The following is a 20,598-nucleotide window of genomic DNA, read 5'->3' on the forward strand; positions in this document are numbered from 1 at the left end:
TTCCGCTTAAAAATCAATTATTTTTAAGTAAAAATTCAAAAATATGGTAAACGTTTGACACATTTATAAAATGTGCTAAAATGTAAGTGAATTCAATCGAAGCGTTTTCGCTAGATGCTAAAAAAGTATAAAAGGAGTTAATGTAATGAATTATAGTAAGGTAGCTTCCGACGTAATACAAGCAGTCGGAAAAGATAACCTTGTTGCAGCCGCACACTGTGCAACACGTCTTCGTCTCGTACTAAAGGATGATACGAAAGTTGACCAAAAAGCATTAGATAAAAATCCGGATATAAAAGGTACATTTAAAATTGATGGTCAATATCAAGTTATTATTGGAGCTGGTGATGTTAACTTTGTTTATGATGAACTTATAAAAAAAACTGGTCTTTCAGAAATTTCAACAGATGATTTAAAACAAATCGTTAGTAACGGTAAAAAATTTAATCCAATTGTGGCATTGATTAAATTGCTATCAGATATTTTTGTACCAATCATTCCTGCCCTTGTTGCAGGTGGTTTGTTGATGGCATTGCGAAACTTTTTGACATCAGCTGGACTTTTTGGACCTAAATCAATTGAAGAAATGTATCCTATTATCAAGGGTCTCTCCTCTATGATTCAACTTATGTCAGCTGCACCATTCATGTTCTTACCAATTTTAGTAGGTATTTCAGCTGCTAAACGTTTTGGAGCAAACCAATTTCTTGGTGCTGTAATTGGTATGATCATGACAACACCAGATCTTGGTGGTTCAACTGAATATTGGAATATTTTTGGTTATCATGTTTCACAAACAAACTATGCTTATCAAGTTATTCCAGTTTTAGCAGCTGTTTGGATATTATCTATATTAGAAAAATTCTTTCATAAAAAATTGCCATCATCTATTGACTTTACATTCACGCCATTATTATCAGTAATGATTACTGGATTTTTGACTTTCACAGTTATTGGCCCTGTAATGTTATTGTTGTCTAATGGAATTACAGACATTATTGTTTGGCTATATAACACTACTGGATTTATTGGAATGGGTATTTTTGGAGGAACATATTCACTTATAGTCATGACTGGTTTACATCAATCATTTCCAGCTATTGAAACTCAATTACTTTCAGCGTGGACAAATGGTATCGGACATGGAGACTTTATCTTTGTAGTTGCATCTATGGCAAACGTTGCTCAAGGTGCTGCAACATTTGCCATTTGGTTCTTAACTAAAAATTTTAAGACAAAAAGTCTTGCTTCCTCTGCGGGTGTCTCAGCACTTCTTGGAATTACAGAGCCTGCCTTGTTCGGAGTTAACTTAAAATACCGCTTTCCATTCTTTTGTGCTTTAATTGGTTCAGGAATTGCTGCAGCAGTAGCAGGATTACTTAAAGTAGTTGCTGTTTCACTTGGTTCAGCAGGTTTCCTGGGATTTCTTTCAATTAATGCAACATCTATTCCATTTTACGTAATGTGTGAATTAATTAGCTTTGCAGTTGCTTTTGCAATTACTTACTTCTACGGTAAAACAAAAGCTGCTGGTATCTTTGAAGCAGAAGCAATTGCTGAACAAACACCAGTTAATTATTCAAAAGTAGCAACAACAGATCCAATATCTACTGATGTTGAATCAACACAAACAAAAGTTTCATCAGAAACAATTGTTAGTCCCATTTCTGGTAAAGTGATTAGTCTTTCTTCAGTAAATGATCCAGTCTTTTCATCAGAAGCTATGGGAAAAGGGATTGCCATTAAACCAAATGGAAACACGGTCCATTCTCCAGTAGATGGTACTATTCAACTCACGTTTGAAACTGGACATGCTTATGGTATTAAATCAAATAATGGTGCTGAAGTTCTAATTCATATTGGTATTGATACTGTATCAATGGGAGGAAAAGGATTTACACAAAAAGTTACTACTAATCAAAAAGTTAGAAAAGGCGATATTCTTGGAACATTTGACCGTTCAATGATTGAGAAAGAAGGTCTTGATGATACAACAATGATTATTGTGACCAATACTTCGGATTATTCAGAAGTAAATATAGTAGCTGAAAATACAGTCACTGAGGGTACTGATTTACTTGAAATCAAATAAATATATTTTCCTGAGTAAAGATGGAATTTTCTTTCCAAAATCAAATAATATAGATTAATCAAATATTTGAGAATAACATTTTATTTAATCTTTTCATATATCAATTGTATGAAAAATTATTAGAATTTTAAAAAATGATAAAAATTCAAAAAGAAAAAATAGTAGTTATTTACTTATCATGTTACTAAATAAAAAAATAATTTAAATATGATATATAGTCATTTATTTAGTGATTTCATTCTAAAATAAAGGGAGAAATGTCTATGCTATACGGTGCAATTGAAGCAGGCGGCACAAAATTTGTGTGTGCCATTGGCGATGAAGAAATGACGATCAAGGAAAGAGTGAGCTTTCCGACAACGACACCTGAGGAAACAATGCCTTTAGTCATTGACTTCTTCAAACAATACCAAGCAGATTTAGCAGGGATTGGGATTGGCTCATTTGGGCCTATCGATATCCATCGCGATTCCGCCACTTATGGGTACATTACCTCGACCCCGAAATTGGCATGGCAAAATTTTGATTTCATCGGTACCATGAAAAAAGAATTTCCGATCCCGATTTCTTGGACAACAGATGTCAATGCGGCTGCCTATGGTGAGTATGTCTTCGGCAGTGGCAAAGGATTGAGCAGTGTCGTTTACTATACGATCGGTACGGGTGTTGGCGGCGGTGCCTTACAAGAAGGGCGCTTTATCGAAGGGTTTAGTCATCCAGAAATGGGGCATATGCTCGTCGTCCCTCATCCAAAAGATGACTTTGCTGGCAGCTGTCCATTTCATGGCAACTGTTTAGAAGGGATGGCCGCTGGACCCGCCATCGAAAAACGCTTAGGGAAAAAAGGACAAGAGGTTGCAGAAGATGATCCTTATTGGGAAATCGAAGCCTCCTATATTGCTCAATGTGCCTACAATACAACCTTGATGTTTTCTCCAGATGTGATCATTTTTGGCGGTGGTGTGATGAAACAACGCCATATGCTGCAAAACGTCCACGACGCATTTGCAAAATTGGTCAATGGGTATGTCGAAACACCTGAGTTAAGCAAATATATCGTGACCCCAGCATTAGAAGACAACGCTGGAACGCTCGGTTGTTTGGCATTGGCTCGAGAAGCGGTCTTACATTCATAAACGAAAAAAGGCTCTTCGACATTTAGTGTTGGTAGAGAAAGATACAACTGAAAATTTAGTCATAACCAGTTAGGCAGAGTGCTTAACTGGTTTTTGTTTTACTTGGAAGATCAAGCCTTGAATGAGATAAATTCTTGCTCGAAAGTTATGGAAATTTCGATAGCCGTAGGCCACTTGTATTGTGCAATAGTTTTTTACAAAAAAAAGGGGGTGCGGATATTTTTTTGGACCTTTTTAACAAATATATCTTTGCTTCTTCCGATATTGAAGAGGGCTTAGCCCTCCTAAAGATAACTTAATTCGTTGATTATTATACCAATGAATATAATCATCCAATTTGTTTATAAACTGATTGATTGTTGTATTCTTCCAGTCACGTTGATAAAACATCTCGTTTTTTAATCGTCCAAAGAAACCTTCGCACGCTGAATTATCTGGTGAATAACCCTTTTTAGACATAGAGTGAAGCAAGTTGGCTTTGTTCCAATAGTCCAACTAACAATAGCACCATCGTAACAATCGACAAGTGGTGATAAGTAGATTTTCCCTGCGGGAATTCTAAATTCAGTAATATCTGTTAACCATTTTTCATTTGGCTTCCTTGCTTTAAAATTCCGATTTAATAAATTGGGGTGTGCAGGAGAAATTTCCCCAGCATACGAAGAATACTTTTTTCGTCTAGAAAATTTAACAAATAGATTTTCCTCAGTCATCAATCTACGTACAACTTTTTCAGAAAGCTTTTTACCCATATTTTTTAAAGCTTGGTGAATTCTACGGTAACCATACGCACAGAAGTTATGATTGAAAATCGTGATAATTAATTGACGTTCTTTGTAATACTTATCTGGTTTCTCAAGTGCTTGTTTTTGATAAAAATAGCTGCTTTTAGGCAACTGGAGCTGTTGAAGAAGCTCTTTCAAGGTGAACTGATTTCGTAAGGCATCAATCAATATCGTTTTTTCTTGATTTGATAGACAAAGAAGATTGACGCCTTTTTCTTTTTTTAGCAGTTCAGCCGCTCCTTCGAGTAATGCTTTTTCGAGCTGTAATTGGTGTACTTGTTTTTGTAAGTCTTCTACTTCCTTTAAAAGTAGCTCTTTTTGTTTTTCCTGATTTTTTAAAGTCATACGCAATGGAAAATCCTTTCCAAGAACCGTGTTTTTCCATTGATATAGAGTAACTCTACTAATTCCTTCAGATTCGGCTAAATTTTTCCTATTAGTTTGCGGTTTATAGAATTTTTTCAACACAGCTTCTTTTTGATCTTGTGTTAACTTTACCGCACTTTTTCGGAGTTTTCTAGCTCCTGGTGCAAGTTCTTCACACCACTGCCGCAAGGACTCTCTATTAGGATAACCAAGCATGCGAATGGTTCGTGCATAACATTGACCATATTCAAAATAATGATTCACCGCTATTCGTTTTTGTTCTTCAGAATACTTTGATTTTTTTCGGTGCTCCTGATGGAGCTCTCCGGATTCCAAATACTCTTTATACCATTTCCGTAGTGCACCAATCGACGGATACCCTAATTCTCGAATGGTTGCAGCATAAGAGCAATCGTATTTTAAAAATAACTGAATTGCCCTTACACGCTCTTTGTGGGAAAACACACGGACATTCCTCCTAAGTTTATTTTTTCGTCCAGGATTATGTCCGCACCCCCTTGCTTTCTGATGACTTATTCTGGTTCTTTGAGTGTCAATGTGGATAGGCTACAATTAACTAGACAGAAAAATTAAGGTGTGTAGACTAGAAGAAAACATACCAGGAGGAATTTTTATGTCTAAGAGAACACGAAGAACTTTTTCACAAGAATTCAAGCAACAAATCGTCAATCTTTACTTAGCTGGAAAGCCACGTGTAGAAATCATTCGAGAATATGAACTAACGGCTTCAGCATTTAACAAATGGGTAAAGCAATCTAAAACGAGTGGTTCATTCAAAGAAAAAGATAATCTTACGCCTGAACAAAAAGAATTGTTAGAACTACGTAAAAGAAACCAGCAATTAGAAATGGAAAATGATATTTTAAAGCAAGCAGCGCTGATATTCGGACGAAGAGACAAGTAATCGATGCGAATAAGCATCTTTACCCTATATCAGCGATGTGCAGAATATTAGGTCTATCACGTCAGTCCTATTATTATCAATCAAAACCAAAGAAAGACGAATCAGAACTTGAAGAAGTAGTCGCTGAAGAATTTATCCGCAGCCGAAAGGCCTATGGCTCAAGAAAAATAAAAAAAGCCTTATCAAAACGAGGCATTCAGATCAGCCGACGAAAAATTAGTAGAATCATGAAAAATAGAGGATTAAAATCGAGCTATACTGTTGCTTATTTTAAAGTACATCATTCTACTTGCAATGAAGCCAAAACGACAAACGTATTGAATCGTGAATTCTTAAGAGACAACCCATTAGAAGCGATCGTAACAGACTTGACTTATGTACGAGTCGGGAAAAAATGGAATTATGTCTGTTTCATTTTGGATCTGTTCAATCGAGAAATTCTCGGCCATTCTTGTGGAGAACATAAAGATGCCGTTCTAGTAAAAAAAGCATTTAGCCGTATCAAACAACCTCTGACAGAGGTTGAGATTTTTCATACTGATCGTGGAAAAGAGTTTGATAACCAAGCTATTGATGAATTATTAACAACTTTTGACATCAATCGATCATTGAGTCATAAAGGCTGTCCTTTTGATAATGCCGCAGCTGAATCAACTTATAAGTCGTTGAAAGTAGAATTTGTCTATCAATACACATTTGAAACCTTACAACAATTGGATTTGGAGTTATTTGACTATGTCAATTGGTGGAACCACCTTCGGTTGCACGGTACACTTGGCTACGAGACACCGGTTGGTTACCGTAACCAGAGATTGGCGCAGCGAATCCTTGATAATGAGCTCGGATGTGCTAACGCTAGCGAGGCAGTCTAACTTTAACTGTTAGCTCCTGCCGAAGATCGTCACATCCGAGGAGGCTCATTGTCAAGGACAATCGGAATAGCATACGGAAAGAAGTTCTGCACCTTATAAAATTTGTCAAAAAAACTGTTGCCATTCCAATCTACGACATTTCTATTATAGGCACCACCACTTTAATTTTTTTATCCTCAAAAAGAATACCCGAAATTTAAACAGCAAAAAAAGATAGCGCTTACCATTGTGTTTAAGATAAAACGTTAGCTAAGTTGGCTAGCGCTTTATTAATCTAAGCAAGCTCTAAAATTGCTTCAATACAAAATCAACTGCTCCTTTAGGATCACGTGTTAAATTGATATATTCTGCACCTTTAGTTGCAATTACTTTTATCCCTAATTTGTCTGCATCTTTACGGAGATCATCCAAATAGGAATTCACTTGAGGTGCTAGAACGATTAAATCAAAATTTTTCATCATATCATAATGAGAACCATAAGCTCCTGCTTTAGCAGAAAGATTAACACCTGTCTCTTTTGCGCCCTCTTCTAATGCATTAGCCAACATTGCACTCGTTCCGGCACCAGCACAAAGTACTAAAACGCGCTTTCCTTCACCAACCGATGCTTTTGCTTCATCAACTATAACTGCCGCAGTTGCACCAACTTCTTGGATTTCTTCGACCAATTCTTCTTTTACTTCTTCTGCAGCAATGTTTTTTAACTCTTGTTCTACTAATTCAGAATCATAGGCCTTAACAAAAGGTAAATAAATAATCGCATCGACAACAATCAATACTACCGCTAATACAATCGCCAACACACTAAACCCGGTTCCTAAAACCAAGCCAATCGGTGCGGGCGTCGCCCAAGGCAATACGGATATAAAGCTATTCATCCCCAAGACATCGACAAAAAGTTTGAATATCCATACGTTAGCGATTGGTGCTAATAAAAATGGAATTAGAAAGTACGGATTCAAAATAATAGGAGTAGCAAATAGTAACGGTTCATTTACCGCAAACGAAACTGGAATAAATGAAGCTTTACCAACTGCTTTCAATTGTTTTGATTTAGCGAACAACATGAACAGAAAAGGAACAACTAGTGTCGCTCCAGTACCACCCATCGTTCCAACAAAGTTTCCTAGACCAACTGTTAATACTTTTGAGGCTTGTGCACCGTTTTTAAATAATTCAAAGTTAGTTTCTACGTTCGCATAAATAATTGCAGCAATCGCTGGTTCAACAATCGATGGTCCATGAACACCAACAAACCAGAACATTGCCATGGCTCCCCAAATGATTGCAATACCGACATATCCATCAGCAGCACCAAATAATGGCTGCAATAATTGAATTACACCTGCTGCAAATGATGTTCCAAAAAATTGACGAACTCCCGTATCAATCAAAACGGCAATAAATACTGCAATTGAAAAGGGGATAATATCTCTAAACATCTGTGTGATTGTTCCGGGAACTTCTTTTGGCATACGGATCGTCAAATCTCTTTTAACACAGAATTTATACACATTTACAGTAACAAACGCAGAAACGAAAGCTGCTAATAATCCCTTTGTCCCTAAATAATCAGTAGCTATCCCACCATCAATTTGATCAGCTGCCATCATTACAAAACCACAAATTGACGCTAACATAACAGAAACTTCATTAATCTGCTTACCTGAATCAGATAATTGACGGTTCATTGAATTAGCTAAACATCGAGCTGTTGTAGCAGCAACCAAAAGACCAACTAATCCCATTGAATAACCATAAACTTTCCAAAGCCACGTCGAGAATGCCTCTGGTAACGTCACGTTAAATACTTCTGGAACAGCCGCAATCATAATAAAAATACTTGAAAATAGAATAGCTGGCATAGCAGTTAAAAAGCCATCGCGAATTGCCCCTAAATAAATATTACGTGAGATTTTTTCAAAAAACGGTTTTCCCTTCTCAATTTGCTTAATAATCGTATTCATTTTTCTTCTCCTCTGCTTTAGCAAATTTTTCTTTGTACAATTCAACAAAATCATTAATAAGTTCTCTTAATAGAATCGTTGTCATTAAATGGTCTTGCCCATGAATAAAAATTACGCCTACTTCCATTTCGTTCCCTGACGCTTCTTCAGCTAAACATTTCGTTTGTGAGTTATGCGCTAAGGTTAAATTTTCATCAGCATCCGCTAATAATCGTTCAACATTATCAAAATTACCTTTTCTCACTTCCTTCAACACTGTTAATAATGAACTTCTGGCATCTCCTGCATAAGCAACAATTTCAAATCCTAATAATTGCAATTCTTTCCTATCCATTTCCTTGCCCTCCTAACTATTTTTATATTATCGTTTTTGTTTCGCTAACAAATTTATACCAATATGCAGACTCTTTCGGATATCTTTTTTGTGTATCGAAATCTACATAGAATAGTCCATAACGCTTAGTGTATCCATTAACCCAAGAGAAAACATCCATTAATGACCAAATGAAATACCCCTTTACATTAACTCCCATTTTGATAGCATCGGAAATCGCATTAAAATGCTGGCGTAAATAATCGATTCGATCATCATCTAGAATAATCCCATCTTCAAAATTATCCTTATACCCTAGCCCGTTTTCAGTAATGTATATTTTATTATAATTTGGATATTCGTCTTGGATTCGTACAAGTAAATCATATAACCCTTTTGGATAAATGATCCAATCCCAATCGGTTTTCGGAAGATCCTCACGCACGATTCTCTCGCCAATCCCTTTAATGCAATAGACTTGGCTACCTTTTTCTCCGGTAGTGTTGTAGTGAAGTGTGCTTTCTCCTTTGTACTCTTTAACCCAATGGCTACCATAGTTATTGATACCAAGAAAATCATTTCGATTTGCTGCTTTTTTCATCTCTCTAAAATCATTAGAATCAATATCTGCAGATTGCCCATTTGCTGCTAAAATCTCATTAATATGTGCCATTGTTTCATCTGAGTAATACCCTAAATAAGTAGCATCTAATAAGAACTTAATTGATAACGCATCATCTAATTTCGCAGCATGCTTATCTTCTTCTTTGTCACTTGCTGGATATTTTGTCTCTAGCGAGTGAACAACACCAATTTCCCCTTTATATCCACCATCTTTAAAAATGTTTACTGTCTTTGCGTGCGCATACATCATGTTGTGTAAACAAGTTACAGTCTTCTCTATATCAAATTGAACTTCTGGAGGAAACGATCCGATCAAATATTGATTTGAAGCAACTGGATAAATCTCATTAAATGTACTCCAATAATGAACCTCAGAAAATTCATCGAAACAGAACTGTGCATAGTTTACGAAATGTTCAACATTTTCTCGATTTAAAAAATCTCCATTATCAAATAGTTCTTTAGGGGTATCAAAATGATGAAGAGTTACAAAAGGAATAATACCATGCTTATTCAATTCAGCAAATACCTTATGATAATATTCCACTCCTGTTTGGTTCACTTCCCCATAGCCTTTTGGAAAAATACGGCTCCATGCAATAGACATCCTAATACTATCAATTTTAAATTTTTTGCATAATTCAGCATCAACTGGATATTGATTATAAAAATCACTAGCTGGATCAGCAGTATAGCGTCCCTTTTCTACAAGGAAAGTATCCCACGCTACTTGCCCTTTTCCACCTTCTTTTGTAGAGCCTTCTGCTTGATAAGCTGCCGTAGCTCCTCCCATAATAAAGTCTTCTGGTAAAGTTTTATAATTCATTTTAATCTCTCCTTGAAAATTAGTTTGATCAATATGCCAATAATCCATAAATCACCTCAGCATAATTTTAACATGTATAAGTAAATTTTTTTACACAACGAAAAACCGACCTCGAATATCTATTTTATTGCGATATACAAGCACTTATATCCCTTGATGTAAAATAAATATACCATTCAAAAACCGTTTTGTAAACGTTTTTTCGTAAAATAAATTTATCTTTTTTACTAATTTAATTTACACGAAACAAGAAAACGGACTGATTCCCACTAAAATCAATCCCACCTACTAATCATTCTCCAAGTGGCTATCCATTATCGATTCAATCTTCTCTGTTAATGGATTAGGCTCTCTGCTGATATCAGAGTTTCGTTTCCTGCTAGAAAAAGTAATTTAAGTTACTAAAAGAGCAGTTTCGATTTACTTTAACAAAGAAAAGGATTATTATATCCCTAGGAGGATGAACAATGGTTACTATTAGAGATATTGCAAAAAAATCTGGTTACTCAACGGCTACTATATCAAGACTTTTTAAAGGTGATGAGTCACTCTCTATTACATCTGATACTAAAAACAAAATAATCGTTACAGCCAAATCTTTAGGATATGATCTGACAAAAATTAAGACTACTCTGTACAAGATTGCCATTCTTTTTTGGATCTCAGAGGAACAGTTAAAAAAGGATGTCTACTATCAACATGTCAAAGATGATTTGAAAAATTATAGTAAAAAAGCTAATCTAGATTTGATTTTCATCTCTAAAAACGATGGTGTAAAAAGCATTCCTGACGATATTACTGGATTTATCGCAATAGGACAATTGACAAAAAAGGAATTGTACTACTTAAATCAAAAAGGGTATAAGGGGGTAATCCGAGGAATAAACCCATTACCTGAACACTTCGATACTGTAGAACCTGATTTCCACGAAATGGCCAGACAAGCAATTAACTACTTTATTAATGAAGGTTTCACAAAAATTGGATTTATTGGAGGAAATTTCTTTAACCTAGAAACGGGTAAAGAAGAGATTGATAGCCGTGAATATGCCTTCCGATATCATTTAGAAAAGAGCGGACTACTCAATGAAAAGTATATTTTCTCCCAAGGATCATTTACTGTTGACGAAGGGTATCAATTAACTCTTAAAATGAAAGCTGAGTTAAATGAAGATATGCCCGAGGCATGTTTCATACCATCTGACACTATAGCTGCCGGCGTTCTTCAGGGCTGCCATGAATTGGGTATTAACATCCCTAAAGATATGGCAGTAATAAGTATTAATGATGACGACATCGCAAAATTCGTTGCACCACCACTTACAACTTTTAAGATAGATATCGAAGAGATAGCTAAAACCTGTGTAGATTTATTAAGTGATCAACTGGTATATTCGCGGGACATATCAAAGAAAACATTAATCGGCGCAAAATTGACCGTTAGGAAAAGTTTTATCCCTAAAGAAGAGGTGTAAAATAAGTAATTGAAACTTATCTTTAAAACTATAATTGTGTCCACATAGTAGCCGAGCAATCGGGTTTATGCCTATTATGTTTTCCATAAATAATTTGATGGTGATATTTTGACGTAAATACAATATGATTTTTTCATCGCCAAATTGTGCGCGCTAATTTTTGTTTATCATTCAGAACATTTCCTCCTTTTTATCTAAGTATGAGGTTGGATAAACGCTTCATCTTAGTATCTTGGGGGATTTTTTATCTCGTTGGGAATATATCAAGCATCAGAGCGCGCAAAAAGAACTGGTCGAAAAATCAATCTACCAGTTCAATCTCATTCACTGTGATACTATGTTTTATACAGATAACGCCATATTATAAAACAAGTTGTATTCCGCAAATGGGTTCTATTCAACTCTTAAACTATCTATAAAAGATTCAGCCAACTCCATTAGCCTCTCGTAATTTAGTTGGTGAACAGCACTTTTTTCAAAAAATTTTGAACCAATTCCTACATAAGAGGCTCCATTGTTCAAATAGTTTTGTGCATTAGTCTGATCTACCCCTCCTACAGCCATCAAAGGTAAACTTCCTAAAGGGGCTTGCACTTGATTGAAATATTCCGGTCCAAGACAGTTGGCGGGGAACACCTTAACAATATCAGCACCCATCTCAAACATTTTGAATATCTCTGTGGGCGACATGGCCCCAGGAATTGTTAGAACACCCTTTCTTTTAGCTAGTTTAAAAATTTTGTCATTAAATTTTTGCGGGCCTAACATAAACTCAGCACCCGCTTCTATTGCTTCCTCTGCTTGTTCGACAGTTACGACTGTTCCAACACCAATCGAAATTTTATCCCCAAATCTATTTTTTCCATCATGGATAATTTTTAAGTGGTCACTATTATTTGTTGTAACTTCGACTCCTATAAAATGCTTAAACTCACTTAGAACACGAATAACTAGCATTGCCTCTTCATAAGTATATCCACGCAGGATAGCGGTCGCTTTTGGGTAATTTTCCAATTCCATTAATTTATCCCTCTTTTCTTAACAATCCCCTTTTTTTCCAGCCAATAATGCACCTCGACCAGCTAAATCGTTAGCTTCAATGATTATGATAGGATGGCTAAAATTATCTAAGTCATTGAGAATGACATGTATCGCCTCTCTAAGCTCCTTTTTGCCAGTCAGTACTACTGTTTCATTGGGTTCTAAAAAATTTTCTAATAGTTGGATATCCGAAGAAAGTACGGCCCCCAACAAATAATTTGCTCGCTGATTCCGCGAAGCATTATGAGTTTGCCCCAATATGCGTACATCAAATACAGCACTGCCAATACCGTTACTCCTAGCAGAATGAAATTCTGATAACAAATATGACTCATCTAATTCATCATAGAAACGATGATGAACATCTGTAGCTATCAACGATTTCTTGGTCAATAATGAAAGTATCTCCCCTGTGGTAGCAGTTTTTGATTTAACAATCCTACCGTTCTTATCCAGTTTGATAAACTTGGTATGTGTTCCAGGCATTACAAAGATATGCTCATCAGAAATCGTCGGTTTCAGCAATGAAAATACTGCCATCGCCTCTGTTTCTTCTCCCCGCATCACATCATATTGAATCGAAGAAAGCCGTGACTTGTCTTGACATTGAGTTTTTACACCAGGAATGAACCAGATAGGCTGCGGGCAAACCTCGGGAAATGAAAATTGCTTCATCGATATTGCTAATTCTTGAATTCCTACTGGTGCATTCAAATGAGGAATCTCAACAAGTCCAAAAGCAGAAGTTATCATTCCTGAAGCGATAATCACTGTTTTCTCCGCCAAAATATTATATTTTTTGAACAATTTTTTGATTGAACACTCCAAAATTTTTTTCACCGTATCATTATTCCCCGCCAATGATGCTTTCTGAACACCTTGTGAATAGACAAAAACTTCCTGTAATTCTTCATCTCGCCACAAGCTAACTCTAGTATTTGTTGTTCCTACATCAATAGTAATAATATCTTTTATCATATATTCATCTACCACTCCGCGATACTTCCGTCTTCATGTCGCCAAACGGGGTTATGCCAATTATTAGGGATTTTTGATTTTTCAATCACCAACTCCTCATCCACGATAACACCCAATCCTGGTAACTGTGGGATTTTTACATAACCGTCTTCATACTCGAAAATTTCTGGATTCTTAATGTAGTCCATCAGATCATTGCCATCATTGTAATGGATTCCAAGACTTTGTTCTTGAATAAATGCATTTTGAACAACAGCATCTAGCTGCAGACACGCAGCTAAAGCGATCGGGCCTAGCGGACAATGGAAGGCTACAGCAACATCATACGCTTCTGCCATGTTTGCGATCTTTTTACACTCAGTAATCCCTCCAGCATGTGATAAATCCGGTTGAATAATTTCAACATTGTTGCTCTCTAAAATATTTTTAAAATCCCAGCGGCTAAACATCCGTTCGCCAGTCGCAATTGGGGTCTCCACCAGTTGTGTAATCGCACTTAGTGCTTTATTGTTTTCTGACAATACCGGTTCTTCAATGAACAACAGATTAAAGCGTGCTATAGCTTTCGCTAACACTTTTGCCATCGGTTTGTGGATTCGACCATGAAAGTCAACTGCTATACCGAAATACGGACCACAAGCATCCCGGACCGCCTCAATGCGATGCACTACTTCATCGATTTTTTCATAGCTGTCTATAATCTGCATTTCTTCTGTTGCATTCATTTTAATTGCTTTGAATCCTGAATTTTTTCTTTCTAGTGCCGCTGCCCCTACATCGTGAGGACGATCACCTCCTACCCAAGAATACACTTTGATTTTATTTCGGACTGCACCACCCAGTAATTGAAAGACCGGCTGTCCCATTGTTTTCCCTTTGATATCCCAAAGCGCTTGGTCAATACCCGCAATAGCACTCATCAATATGGGACCACCTCGGTAAAAACTGCTGCGGTACATTTTTGACCAACAGCCTTCAATAGCAGATGGATCATCACCTAGCAACTGATCCATAAACTCATGAACTGCTGTTTCGACACTTGCCGCTTTTCCTTCAATAACGGGTTCGCCCCAACCGGCAATACCTTCATCCGTTTCGATTTTTAAGAATAGCCATCTAGGAGGCACCATATACGTTTTATATCCTCTGATTTGTCAAATTAAGCTAGACAATATGTCTTTATCTATGCAGCTCAAAAATACTTCCAATGGTGTTCGATAATTTAATGATTTTCTTGGAATATGGTTTCTTTTCGAGGCAACGGATTGAATAAAGGTTTCATCCGTGTCCCTAAAGTCCATTGTTTTAGGTAAGCCATCCTGCTTGAGCCCATGCACTCGGTACTGATGAGAAAAAATTGATGCCTGTTTCTCCTGAGGAATGCCAATTCCCTGATCTTTTACTTCAATAATCACGCTACCCTTTTGGTTTGAAATGGTGACAATTACCAGTTTTCCTTCACCATATTTGATTGCATTGTCAACTAAATTCGAAACCGCCCGATAAATCCAACGATCTCGTCCATGAATCAGGGTTGGTTGATCTTCAGTAAACGCAAACAAAAGATTCGGATAATTCATTTTGTAGGCATCACAAACTTCCGCACAGATCAGTGAAACGTCTACGACTTCCGTGCTAAGATCCTCTGAGTTATTGGATAATGTCAAAATATCGTCAATACTGTCGGTCATCCGATCTAAAAGCATTAAATTTCCTTGATCGGCATGTTGCCGTTCTATTTCCAGATTCGTACGCAAAATAGCGATGGCATTTTTCTGCTCGTGGGTCAGATAACTATTTAATCGTCGATAATCCTCCAAATGACCATCGAACTTATCCTTTAGCTTATTAAAAGCCGCATTTAATGCCTCGTCCTTCACAGTATTTTTAGGAACTTGATCAATAAACGTTAAATCACGCGTAATCGCTAAGATTTGATTACTGTAAATTTTGCGTAAAACCAACCAAAGAATAAACGTTAATAACATGACGGCAGAACAAATAACCAGCACCATCGCTGGTAAATATTTAAATAGTTCGTCCTGGTAAGCTTTATCTATCATCGAAATAGTCATAAATTGATTGTTGGAAGATTTCGAAGCTTCCATCTGCGTCTCTGCTTGAACCGTCTTACCCTCTTCCATAAAATAAACATCTTCACCTAAGGTAGATGCGATACTGATTCCCTCCAAATTATTTCTCAGAAAGAAGAAACTCACTAAAATCACGCCTGTCACCAACAGTGAAAAAGCCAGCATCGTTAACGTCATTTTAAAATTTAATAGCATAGCTGGTACCCCTTTGCTCGAATGGTTTTTAAGACCTCTTTTTCAGCTGCTTCAGCCAGTTTCTTTTTTAGACGAGCCAGATGCACTCGCAGAACCGACGAAAAAGGATCAAAATCTTCATCGTAGACATGTTCAGAAATTTCCTCAGACGAAACAACCGCTGGATGACGCTGAGCGATGCACAGTAAGATATCAAATTCCTTGGGTTTCAGGACCACCTCTGTCTTTTGATAGCTGACCCTTCGACCTAATGGATCAATCTTCAAAGCACCAATTGAAATCTGCGGCAGCGCACGTCCATGATAACGACGAATAACCGCGCGTATTCGTGCTTTTAATTCTAGTAACTCAAAGGGTTTGACTAAATAATCATCTGCTCCAAAATCCAAGCCTTTTGCTCGTTCTTCAATCTCATCACGTGCAGTAATAATGATAACTGGACTTTCGACTTCTTCAGCACGGAGACTTTGTAAAACAGATAATCCATCTTTTTTAGGCAGATTTAAATCTAGTAGTATCCCATCGTATGAATTGATGAAGGCCTTCTCTTCTCCTGACTCGCCATCATAAGCTACATCTACAGAAATATTCTCCTGCTCTAGGCCCTTTTTTACGGATAAAACCAGCTCACGATTGTCCTCAACCACCAGTACACGCATGTATATTCACTCCTCATACGGATTTAGTAATTACACTTATGCTTTTTAGCATAGTACACGCTCTTCTTCAAAGTCCACGTTCTTTTTGTGAAGATTTGAAGAAATTCATACATTCTGTTAAAAAACACATAATTAAGAATGATTTTACTGTTTGAAAATACCTAGAATAGAAAAAGACTGGAACCTTTCCTCCAGTCTCACTACTTTCTATTTGCTTGGTTTTCTTGTATATACTTTTCAAAGTTCGTTGGTTTATGACCAATAAGCCTCGTTAGAATACTGAAAATTGCCATCAAGTCATTAAGTACCACATGTAAGAAAATCTCTCTAAAGAAAAACTCCTTCGTTTTAACTCACTTACTATTTTAGAATTCGTTCCCCTAATAATGCAGCATGATTTTACGCTTTATGTATAAAAAAAGACTGCAAGCAATTGTGCTTCACAGTCTGATTTCTTATGATAGTGAGCTTGTTAACACTTCCACCGGTGTAGCAGTTTCTTTCAATACGGCATTTAATTCTTCAATATTTTTACGCCCTTGCGTATTCATCCACTCCATCGCTGCTTCTTTTCCATCAACGATATAGCTTTCTACACCATCTGCCCAAGTCGCACGGCCGCAAAGTACACCATTGAAGGTTGAGCCGGCATTTTTCGCGAAGCGCAGTGTTTCTTGGAACAACTCTGCTTTTACACCGGCGCTTAGGAAAATAAATGGCAGGTTAGTGGCTTCAGCCTGTTCCTTGAAGAAGTTAGCCGCTTGTGCCTTTGTGTACACGACTTCGTCTGTCCCATAGCCTTCCACATAATTCATATTGACGGGTACTTCCACCTTTAACACATCTACGCCATAACGTGGATCAGAAAATTCCTTCATCATATCGTTGACTTTATGAGGTTTCTTAATGGCGTATTCTTTCGAAGTCGCATCAGAGATGTTCGCGTCATAAGAAACAAGCTCCAAGAAGAAGGGTAAGTTTTCAGCCTGACATTCTGAGCCGATTCGTTCAATAAAGGCATGTTTTTGATTATTGATTTCTTCTGCTTCATCGACATCATAGTAAAGTAGGAACTTACAAGCATCGGCGCCTGCTTCTTTTAAACGTTTAACTGACCAGATCGATAATAAATCTGGTAAACGGCCGGGAGTTGACGCATCGTAACCAGTTTTTTCATAAGCTAACAGCAAGCCGGCATTTTTTGCTCTAACGTCAGCTGCTGGCAAGCCATATTCGGGATCTAATAAAATCGATGAGGCATATTTCGTTAATTGTGAAGAAACAATTTCTTTAAATTCAACGATTTCTGATTCTTCTGCTTCGCTGCCCTTGAATTTTGTGATCATCTTCTTCAAAGCCCCGCGTTGATCAATTGCTAAGGCCCCAATCACTCCATCTTCATTGCATAGTTGCTTGATATATTGACGTTTTTCTTCGTTCATTTCCGTATCCTCCTACACTTTCTCCACTAAGATTTGATCATATAGTTTTTGATAATTGGCTAATTGGACATAGCCAGTCGTCGCTTCCTGAGCATTCAGCATTCCTAAAACATTACCCTGTTTTAACACGGCTTCATCCGAAAGACCTTGTTGAATCGCAGCGGTCAATCCGGCAACGGTCGCATCACCAGAGCCAACTGGATTGACGACATCAATCTTTGGAATTGTCACGCAATAAAAAGTCTCGTGATGTTTGGCAAAGGCTCCGTCGCCCCCCATTGAAACCACTATCCATTCAATTTCATCAAACATCGAATCTGACAAGGCGGCTTTTAAATCTGATAATTCTGTTGAGATTTCTCGTCCTAGCAGACCAGCCAGCTCTTCGGTATTGGGTTTTATTAGCTTAGGCTTTACACTGCCTCGCAACACTTCCCTTAATGCTGTACCTGAACAATCTAAAACGACAGGCTTTGGCTGACAAACTTGCAGCATTTGTCGATAAAAATCAGCAGGCAATCCTTCTGGCAAGCTTCCTGAAAAAGAAATGATTTCGGCTTTAACAGCTAATTTTTCGAAATGTTGCAAGAACGCCCTTGCTTCTTGTTCAGTAATAACAGGTCCGTTTTCTAGGATTTCCGTCTGTTTTCCGTCATGTAAAACAGCGATGCAATTACGTGTCTCTCCGCTGATAGGTAAAAAGTCATGAGCAATCTCATTTTGAGTCAGGTCCTTTTTAATCTCTTCACCTAAAAAACCGCCGATTAAACCACTAGCAATCACCTCCGTATCTAATTGCTTCAAGATACGTGTCACATTTAGGCCCTTACCGCCAGCTGTTTTGCGAACATTTCTTACTCGATTGACTGTGTCGAGCTTGAAGGTTTCTAATGGATAAGAAATATCAATCGATGGATTCATCGTTATTGTTAAAATCATTTGTCCACCCGCTTAATCGTGGTATTCGCCACGATCCCATTTCTCGATAAATTCATCGAAGAAATGCGGATCAGACTGCTTGTCACTGGCTTTTTCGACGTGATCGATTTTGGCGATCAATTTTTTGTTTTCTTCAGTTTCTTGATAATCGGCATTGATGAAGGCCTCTAATATGTCACAGATCAAAAATTCTCCCGTAATCCGAGCGCCAAAGCCGATCACATTGGCATTTAGTTGTTCCTTCGCATAGATAGCAGTCGTCATATCGCGAACCAGCGCACTGCGGATACCAGGTACTTTATTGACAGCGTTGTTAATCCCAACACCTGTTCCACACAAACAAACTCCTAGATCTGCTTCTCCGCTAGTCACGGCCTCTCCGACTTTTTTTCCGTAGATCGGATAATGGGTTCTGGTAAAGTCATAGGTCCCCATATCCAACACTTCATGTCCTTTTGATTTTAAGAAATCTGATACTGCCATTTTTGTATCTGTGACGATGTGGTCACAGCCAATTGCGATTTTCATTTCATTCATCCTTCCTAATTACGCCATTTTATTTAACATGTCGACACGTACTTGATGACGACCGCCATCATAATTTGCTTGTAGAAATTCCTTAACAATATTCAACGCCAACTCATCGCCAACAATTTTTGATCCAAGTGTGATCATCCGAGAATTATTATGTTCACGGGTCATATACGCACTGCGCTCATCCGAAACTTCTGCTGCTACCATTCCTTTAACCTTTGTTGCCGTGATAAAGCTGCCAGCGCCGTAGCCATCAACCGCGATTCCTAAACTACCTTCGTTTTCATTCAGATCATTTGCGATCGCCAAAGTTGATTCCACAAAATCTTCTGAAGCCGTTTCACTCTTATCTACTACTGTAATACCTTCTTTGATCAATTTTTTCTTGATTAATTCCTTTAATTCCATGCCGTCACTGTCTGAACCAATTACTACACGCATTTTTGTTTCCTCCTATTTTTTACTGAATGATTTTAGTGAATTGCTGATAATAACTCTTCAGCTCGGCTGAAAGAGTAGAATCCGTAAATAATTTGTCGATCTTGCGCAAATCATAGAAATTATAAAAATCGCTATGGTCGAATTTGTTTGCATCTGAAACCAAACATTTTTCTGCCGCATTATCTAAAACAATTTTTTGCAAGGTACCTTCTTCAATACTGAAATTCGAAACCTCCGAACCCTTCAATCCATTCACTCCGACAAAAGCCTTCTTAATACCGATTTTTTGAACAGCTTCATTGGCAATTGAACCGACAAAGGCTCCAGTCTTTTCCCGATATAGCCCACCGATCAAATACAGTTCAAATCTTTTTATTTCACTTAATAGATTGAAAACCGGCAGACTATTGGTAACGATTCGGAGAGATGACGGCTTGATGTATCGTGTCATTAATTCGATCGTTGTACCCGATCCAAGAAAAATCGTGTCGTCTTCTTGATTGATATGAGCTGCCGCATTTTTAGCGATGTATTCCTTCTCTTTTGTATGCAGCTTCTTTTTTTCAGTATGAGAAAGCTCATTTGCTTCTATAGAAGTCGACATTTCCAGATAATCGATTTTTTGTGCACCGCCATGAACGCGTAAAAGCTTTTTCTTCTGCGCGAGTTCCTCTAGATCTCGGCGGATCGTCATATCTGAAACATTCAGTACTTCCTGAATAAATTTGACTGTTATCGTCCCATAGCGATCACACATCGCTAAGATCGAACGCTGTCGTTCTGTTTTCAGCATATTCTGTACCTCCACGACCTTATAATAAAACATTTACGAACATTTTTCAACACATATTGTTCGTTTATTTTCGTTTATGCGTTGAGAATGATTTTGTAAGC

At 37.4% G+C, this 20,598-nt stretch carries 17 protein-coding genes and 1 pseudogene; 4 read left to right on the forward strand and 14 right to left on the reverse strand.

The genetic code is table 11. The features are described 5' to 3' along the window. Positions 1-145 precede the first annotated feature (145 nt). Both AC1F25_RS13035 and scrK read left to right on the forward strand, forming a co-directional pair. Positions 146-2,092 (forward strand): sucrose-specific PTS transporter subunit IIBC, encoded by a 1,947-nt coding sequence (locus AC1F25_RS13035; protein ID WP_113795282.1) that lies wholly within the window; start codon positions 146-148, stop codon positions 2,090-2,092. A gap of 263 nt (positions 2,093-2,355) precedes the next feature. Then, on the forward strand, positions 2,356-3,228 hold the full coding sequence (gene scrK, locus AC1F25_RS13040) for a fructokinase ScrK (RefSeq protein WP_002292418.1): 873 nt from the start codon (positions 2,356-2,358) through the stop codon (positions 3,226-3,228). A 234-nt stretch (positions 3,229-3,462) separates the two neighbouring features. On the opposite strand, the pseudogene AC1F25_RS13045 reads toward scrK, so the two are convergent. Next, positions 3,463-4,844 (reverse strand): annotated as a pseudogene (locus AC1F25_RS13045) (IS3 family transposase). 169 nt (positions 4,845-5,013) lie between these two features. Here AC1F25_RS13045 and AC1F25_RS13050 point away from each other — a divergent pair. Continuing rightward, a protein-coding gene (locus AC1F25_RS13050) for an IS3 family transposase (protein ID WP_113846331.1) occupies positions 5,014-6,176 on the forward strand; the annotation gives its coding sequence in 2 pieces (ribosomal slippage) (positions 5,014-5,290 and positions 5,290-6,176; 1,164 coding nt in all). A 285-nt stretch (positions 6,177-6,461) separates the two neighbouring features. On the opposite strand, the gene AC1F25_RS13055 is transcribed toward AC1F25_RS13050, so the two are convergent. Genes AC1F25_RS13055 through lacG form a run of 3 tightly spaced genes read right to left on the reverse strand, consistent with a single transcriptional unit; the run spans position 6,462 to position 9,907 of the window. Continuing rightward, the gene (locus AC1F25_RS13055; RefSeq protein ID WP_010780435.1) at positions 6,462-8,144 is read right to left on the reverse strand and encodes a PTS lactose transporter subunit IIBC; all 1,683 of its coding nucleotides are present in this window, start codon (positions 8,142-8,144) and stop codon (positions 6,462-6,464) included. After that, a complete protein-coding gene (locus tag AC1F25_RS13060; RefSeq protein WP_049142560.1) occupies positions 8,128-8,478 on the reverse strand; it encodes a PTS lactose/cellobiose transporter subunit IIA in 351 nt (116 codons plus the stop codon). Before AC1F25_RS13060 ends, AC1F25_RS13055 begins: the two co-directional genes overlap by 17 nt. Before the next feature lie 22 nt (positions 8,479-8,500). Continuing rightward, entirely contained in the window at positions 8,501-9,907 is a 1,407-nt protein-coding gene (gene lacG / locus AC1F25_RS13065; protein ID WP_016922317.1) for a 6-phospho-beta-galactosidase, read from the reverse strand. A gap of 467 nt (positions 9,908-10,374) precedes the next feature. Between lacG and AC1F25_RS13070 the strand changes: the two genes are divergently transcribed. Next, positions 10,375-11,382 (forward strand): LacI family DNA-binding transcriptional regulator, encoded by a 1,008-nt coding sequence (locus AC1F25_RS13070; protein ID WP_002350449.1) that lies wholly within the window; start codon positions 10,375-10,377, stop codon positions 11,380-11,382. A gap of 393 nt (positions 11,383-11,775) precedes the next feature. Here AC1F25_RS13070 and AC1F25_RS13075 read toward each other — a convergent pair whose 3' ends face one another. From AC1F25_RS13075 to AC1F25_RS13120, 10 genes are all read right to left on the reverse strand, one after another. Beyond that, entirely contained in the window at positions 11,776-12,402 is a 627-nt protein-coding gene (locus tag AC1F25_RS13075) for a bifunctional 4-hydroxy-2-oxoglutarate aldolase/2-dehydro-3-deoxy-phosphogluconate aldolase (protein WP_049142559.1), read from the reverse strand. An 18-nt stretch (positions 12,403-12,420) separates the two neighbouring features. After that, positions 12,421-13,416, reverse strand: a complete 996-nt coding sequence (locus AC1F25_RS13080; protein ID WP_226816347.1) for a 2-dehydro-3-deoxygalactonokinase — start codon at positions 13,414-13,416, stop codon at positions 12,421-12,423. Continuing rightward, the gene (gene dgoD, locus AC1F25_RS13085; protein WP_479994351.1) at positions 13,410-14,531 is read right to left on the reverse strand and encodes a galactonate dehydratase; all 1,122 of its coding nucleotides are present in this window, start codon (positions 14,529-14,531) and stop codon (positions 13,410-13,412) included. Before dgoD ends, AC1F25_RS13080 begins: the two co-directional genes overlap by 7 nt. A gap of 24 nt (positions 14,532-14,555) precedes the next feature. After that, positions 14,556-15,689, reverse strand: a complete 1,134-nt coding sequence (locus tag AC1F25_RS13090; protein ID WP_010731484.1) for a sensor histidine kinase — start codon at positions 15,687-15,689, stop codon at positions 14,556-14,558. Beyond that, positions 15,680-16,348, reverse strand: a complete 669-nt coding sequence (locus tag AC1F25_RS13095; protein ID WP_002350430.1) for a response regulator transcription factor — start codon at positions 16,346-16,348, stop codon at positions 15,680-15,682. The genes AC1F25_RS13090 and AC1F25_RS13095 overlap by 10 nt, the downstream gene beginning before the upstream one ends. 455 nt (positions 16,349-16,803) lie before the next feature. Beyond that, positions 16,804-17,790, reverse strand: coding sequence for a tagatose-bisphosphate aldolase (gene lacD / locus AC1F25_RS13100; RefSeq protein ID WP_002350432.1), 987 nt, complete (start codon positions 17,788-17,790; stop codon positions 16,804-16,806). Positions 17,791-17,802: 12 nt separating this feature from the next. Beyond that, a complete protein-coding gene (gene lacC / locus AC1F25_RS13105; RefSeq protein ID WP_002350433.1) occupies positions 17,803-18,729 on the reverse strand; it encodes a tagatose-6-phosphate kinase in 927 nt (308 codons plus the stop codon). Between the two features lie 12 nt (positions 18,730-18,741). Beyond that, positions 18,742-19,257: a galactose-6-phosphate isomerase subunit LacB gene (gene lacB, locus AC1F25_RS13110; RefSeq protein WP_010731482.1), complete on the reverse strand. Its 516-nt coding sequence runs from the start codon at positions 19,255-19,257 to the stop codon at positions 18,742-18,744. An 18-nt stretch (positions 19,258-19,275) separates the two neighbouring features. Continuing rightward, positions 19,276-19,704, reverse strand: a complete 429-nt coding sequence (gene lacA / locus AC1F25_RS13115; RefSeq protein WP_049142584.1) for a galactose-6-phosphate isomerase subunit LacA — start codon at positions 19,702-19,704, stop codon at positions 19,276-19,278. 19 nt (positions 19,705-19,723) lie between these two features. Next, positions 19,724-20,497, reverse strand: a complete 774-nt coding sequence (locus AC1F25_RS13120; protein WP_010731480.1) for a DeoR/GlpR family DNA-binding transcription regulator — start codon at positions 20,495-20,497, stop codon at positions 19,724-19,726. Between the last annotated feature and the right edge of the window lie 101 nt (positions 20,498-20,598).

Source organism: Enterococcus sp. M-BR2 (genome assembly GCF_056612775.1).

Coding starts and splice junctions, on each gene's coding strand:
- lacD (WP_002350432.1), bottom strand. CDS start 17,790: ATGAACGAAGAAAAACGTCAATATATCAAGCAACTATGCAATGAAGAT.
- lacG (WP_016922317.1), bottom strand. CDS start 9,907: ATGAATTATAAAACTTTACCAGAAGACTTTATTATGGGAGGAGCTACG.
- AC1F25_RS13070 (WP_002350449.1), top strand. CDS start 10,375: ATGGTTACTATTAGAGATATTGCAAAAAAATCTGGTTACTCAACGGCT.
- lacC (WP_002350433.1), bottom strand. CDS start 18,729: ATGATTTTAACAATAACGATGAATCCATCGATTGATATTTCTTATCCA.
- AC1F25_RS13120 (WP_010731480.1), bottom strand. CDS start 20,497: ATGCTGAAAACAGAACGACAGCGTTCGATCTTAGCGATGTGTGATCGC.
- lacB (WP_010731482.1), bottom strand. CDS start 19,257: ATGAAAATCGCAATTGGCTGTGACCACATCGTCACAGATACAAAAATG.
- AC1F25_RS13090 (WP_010731484.1), bottom strand. CDS start 15,689: ATGCTATTAAATTTTAAAATGACGTTAACGATGCTGGCTTTTTCACTG.
- AC1F25_RS13075 (WP_049142559.1), bottom strand. CDS start 12,402: ATGGAATTGGAAAATTACCCAAAAGCGACCGCTATCCTGCGTGGATAT.
- AC1F25_RS13095 (WP_002350430.1), bottom strand. CDS start 16,348: ATGCGTGTACTGGTGGTTGAGGACAATCGTGAGCTGGTTTTATCCGTA.
- AC1F25_RS13055 (WP_010780435.1), bottom strand. CDS start 8,144: ATGAATACGATTATTAAGCAAATTGAGAAGGGAAAACCGTTTTTTGAA.
- dgoD (WP_479994351.1), bottom strand. CDS start 14,531: ATGGTGCCTCCTAGATGGCTATTCTTAAAAATCGAAACGGATGAAGGT.
- scrK (WP_002292418.1), top strand. CDS start 2,356: ATGCTATACGGTGCAATTGAAGCAGGCGGCACAAAATTTGTGTGTGCC.
- lacA (WP_049142584.1), bottom strand. CDS start 19,704: ATGCGTGTAGTAATTGGTTCAGACAGTGACGGCATGGAATTAAAGGAA.
- AC1F25_RS13035 (WP_113795282.1), top strand. CDS start 146: ATGAATTATAGTAAGGTAGCTTCCGACGTAATACAAGCAGTCGGAAAA.
- AC1F25_RS13060 (WP_049142560.1), bottom strand. CDS start 8,478: ATGGATAGGAAAGAATTGCAATTATTAGGATTTGAAATTGTTGCTTAT.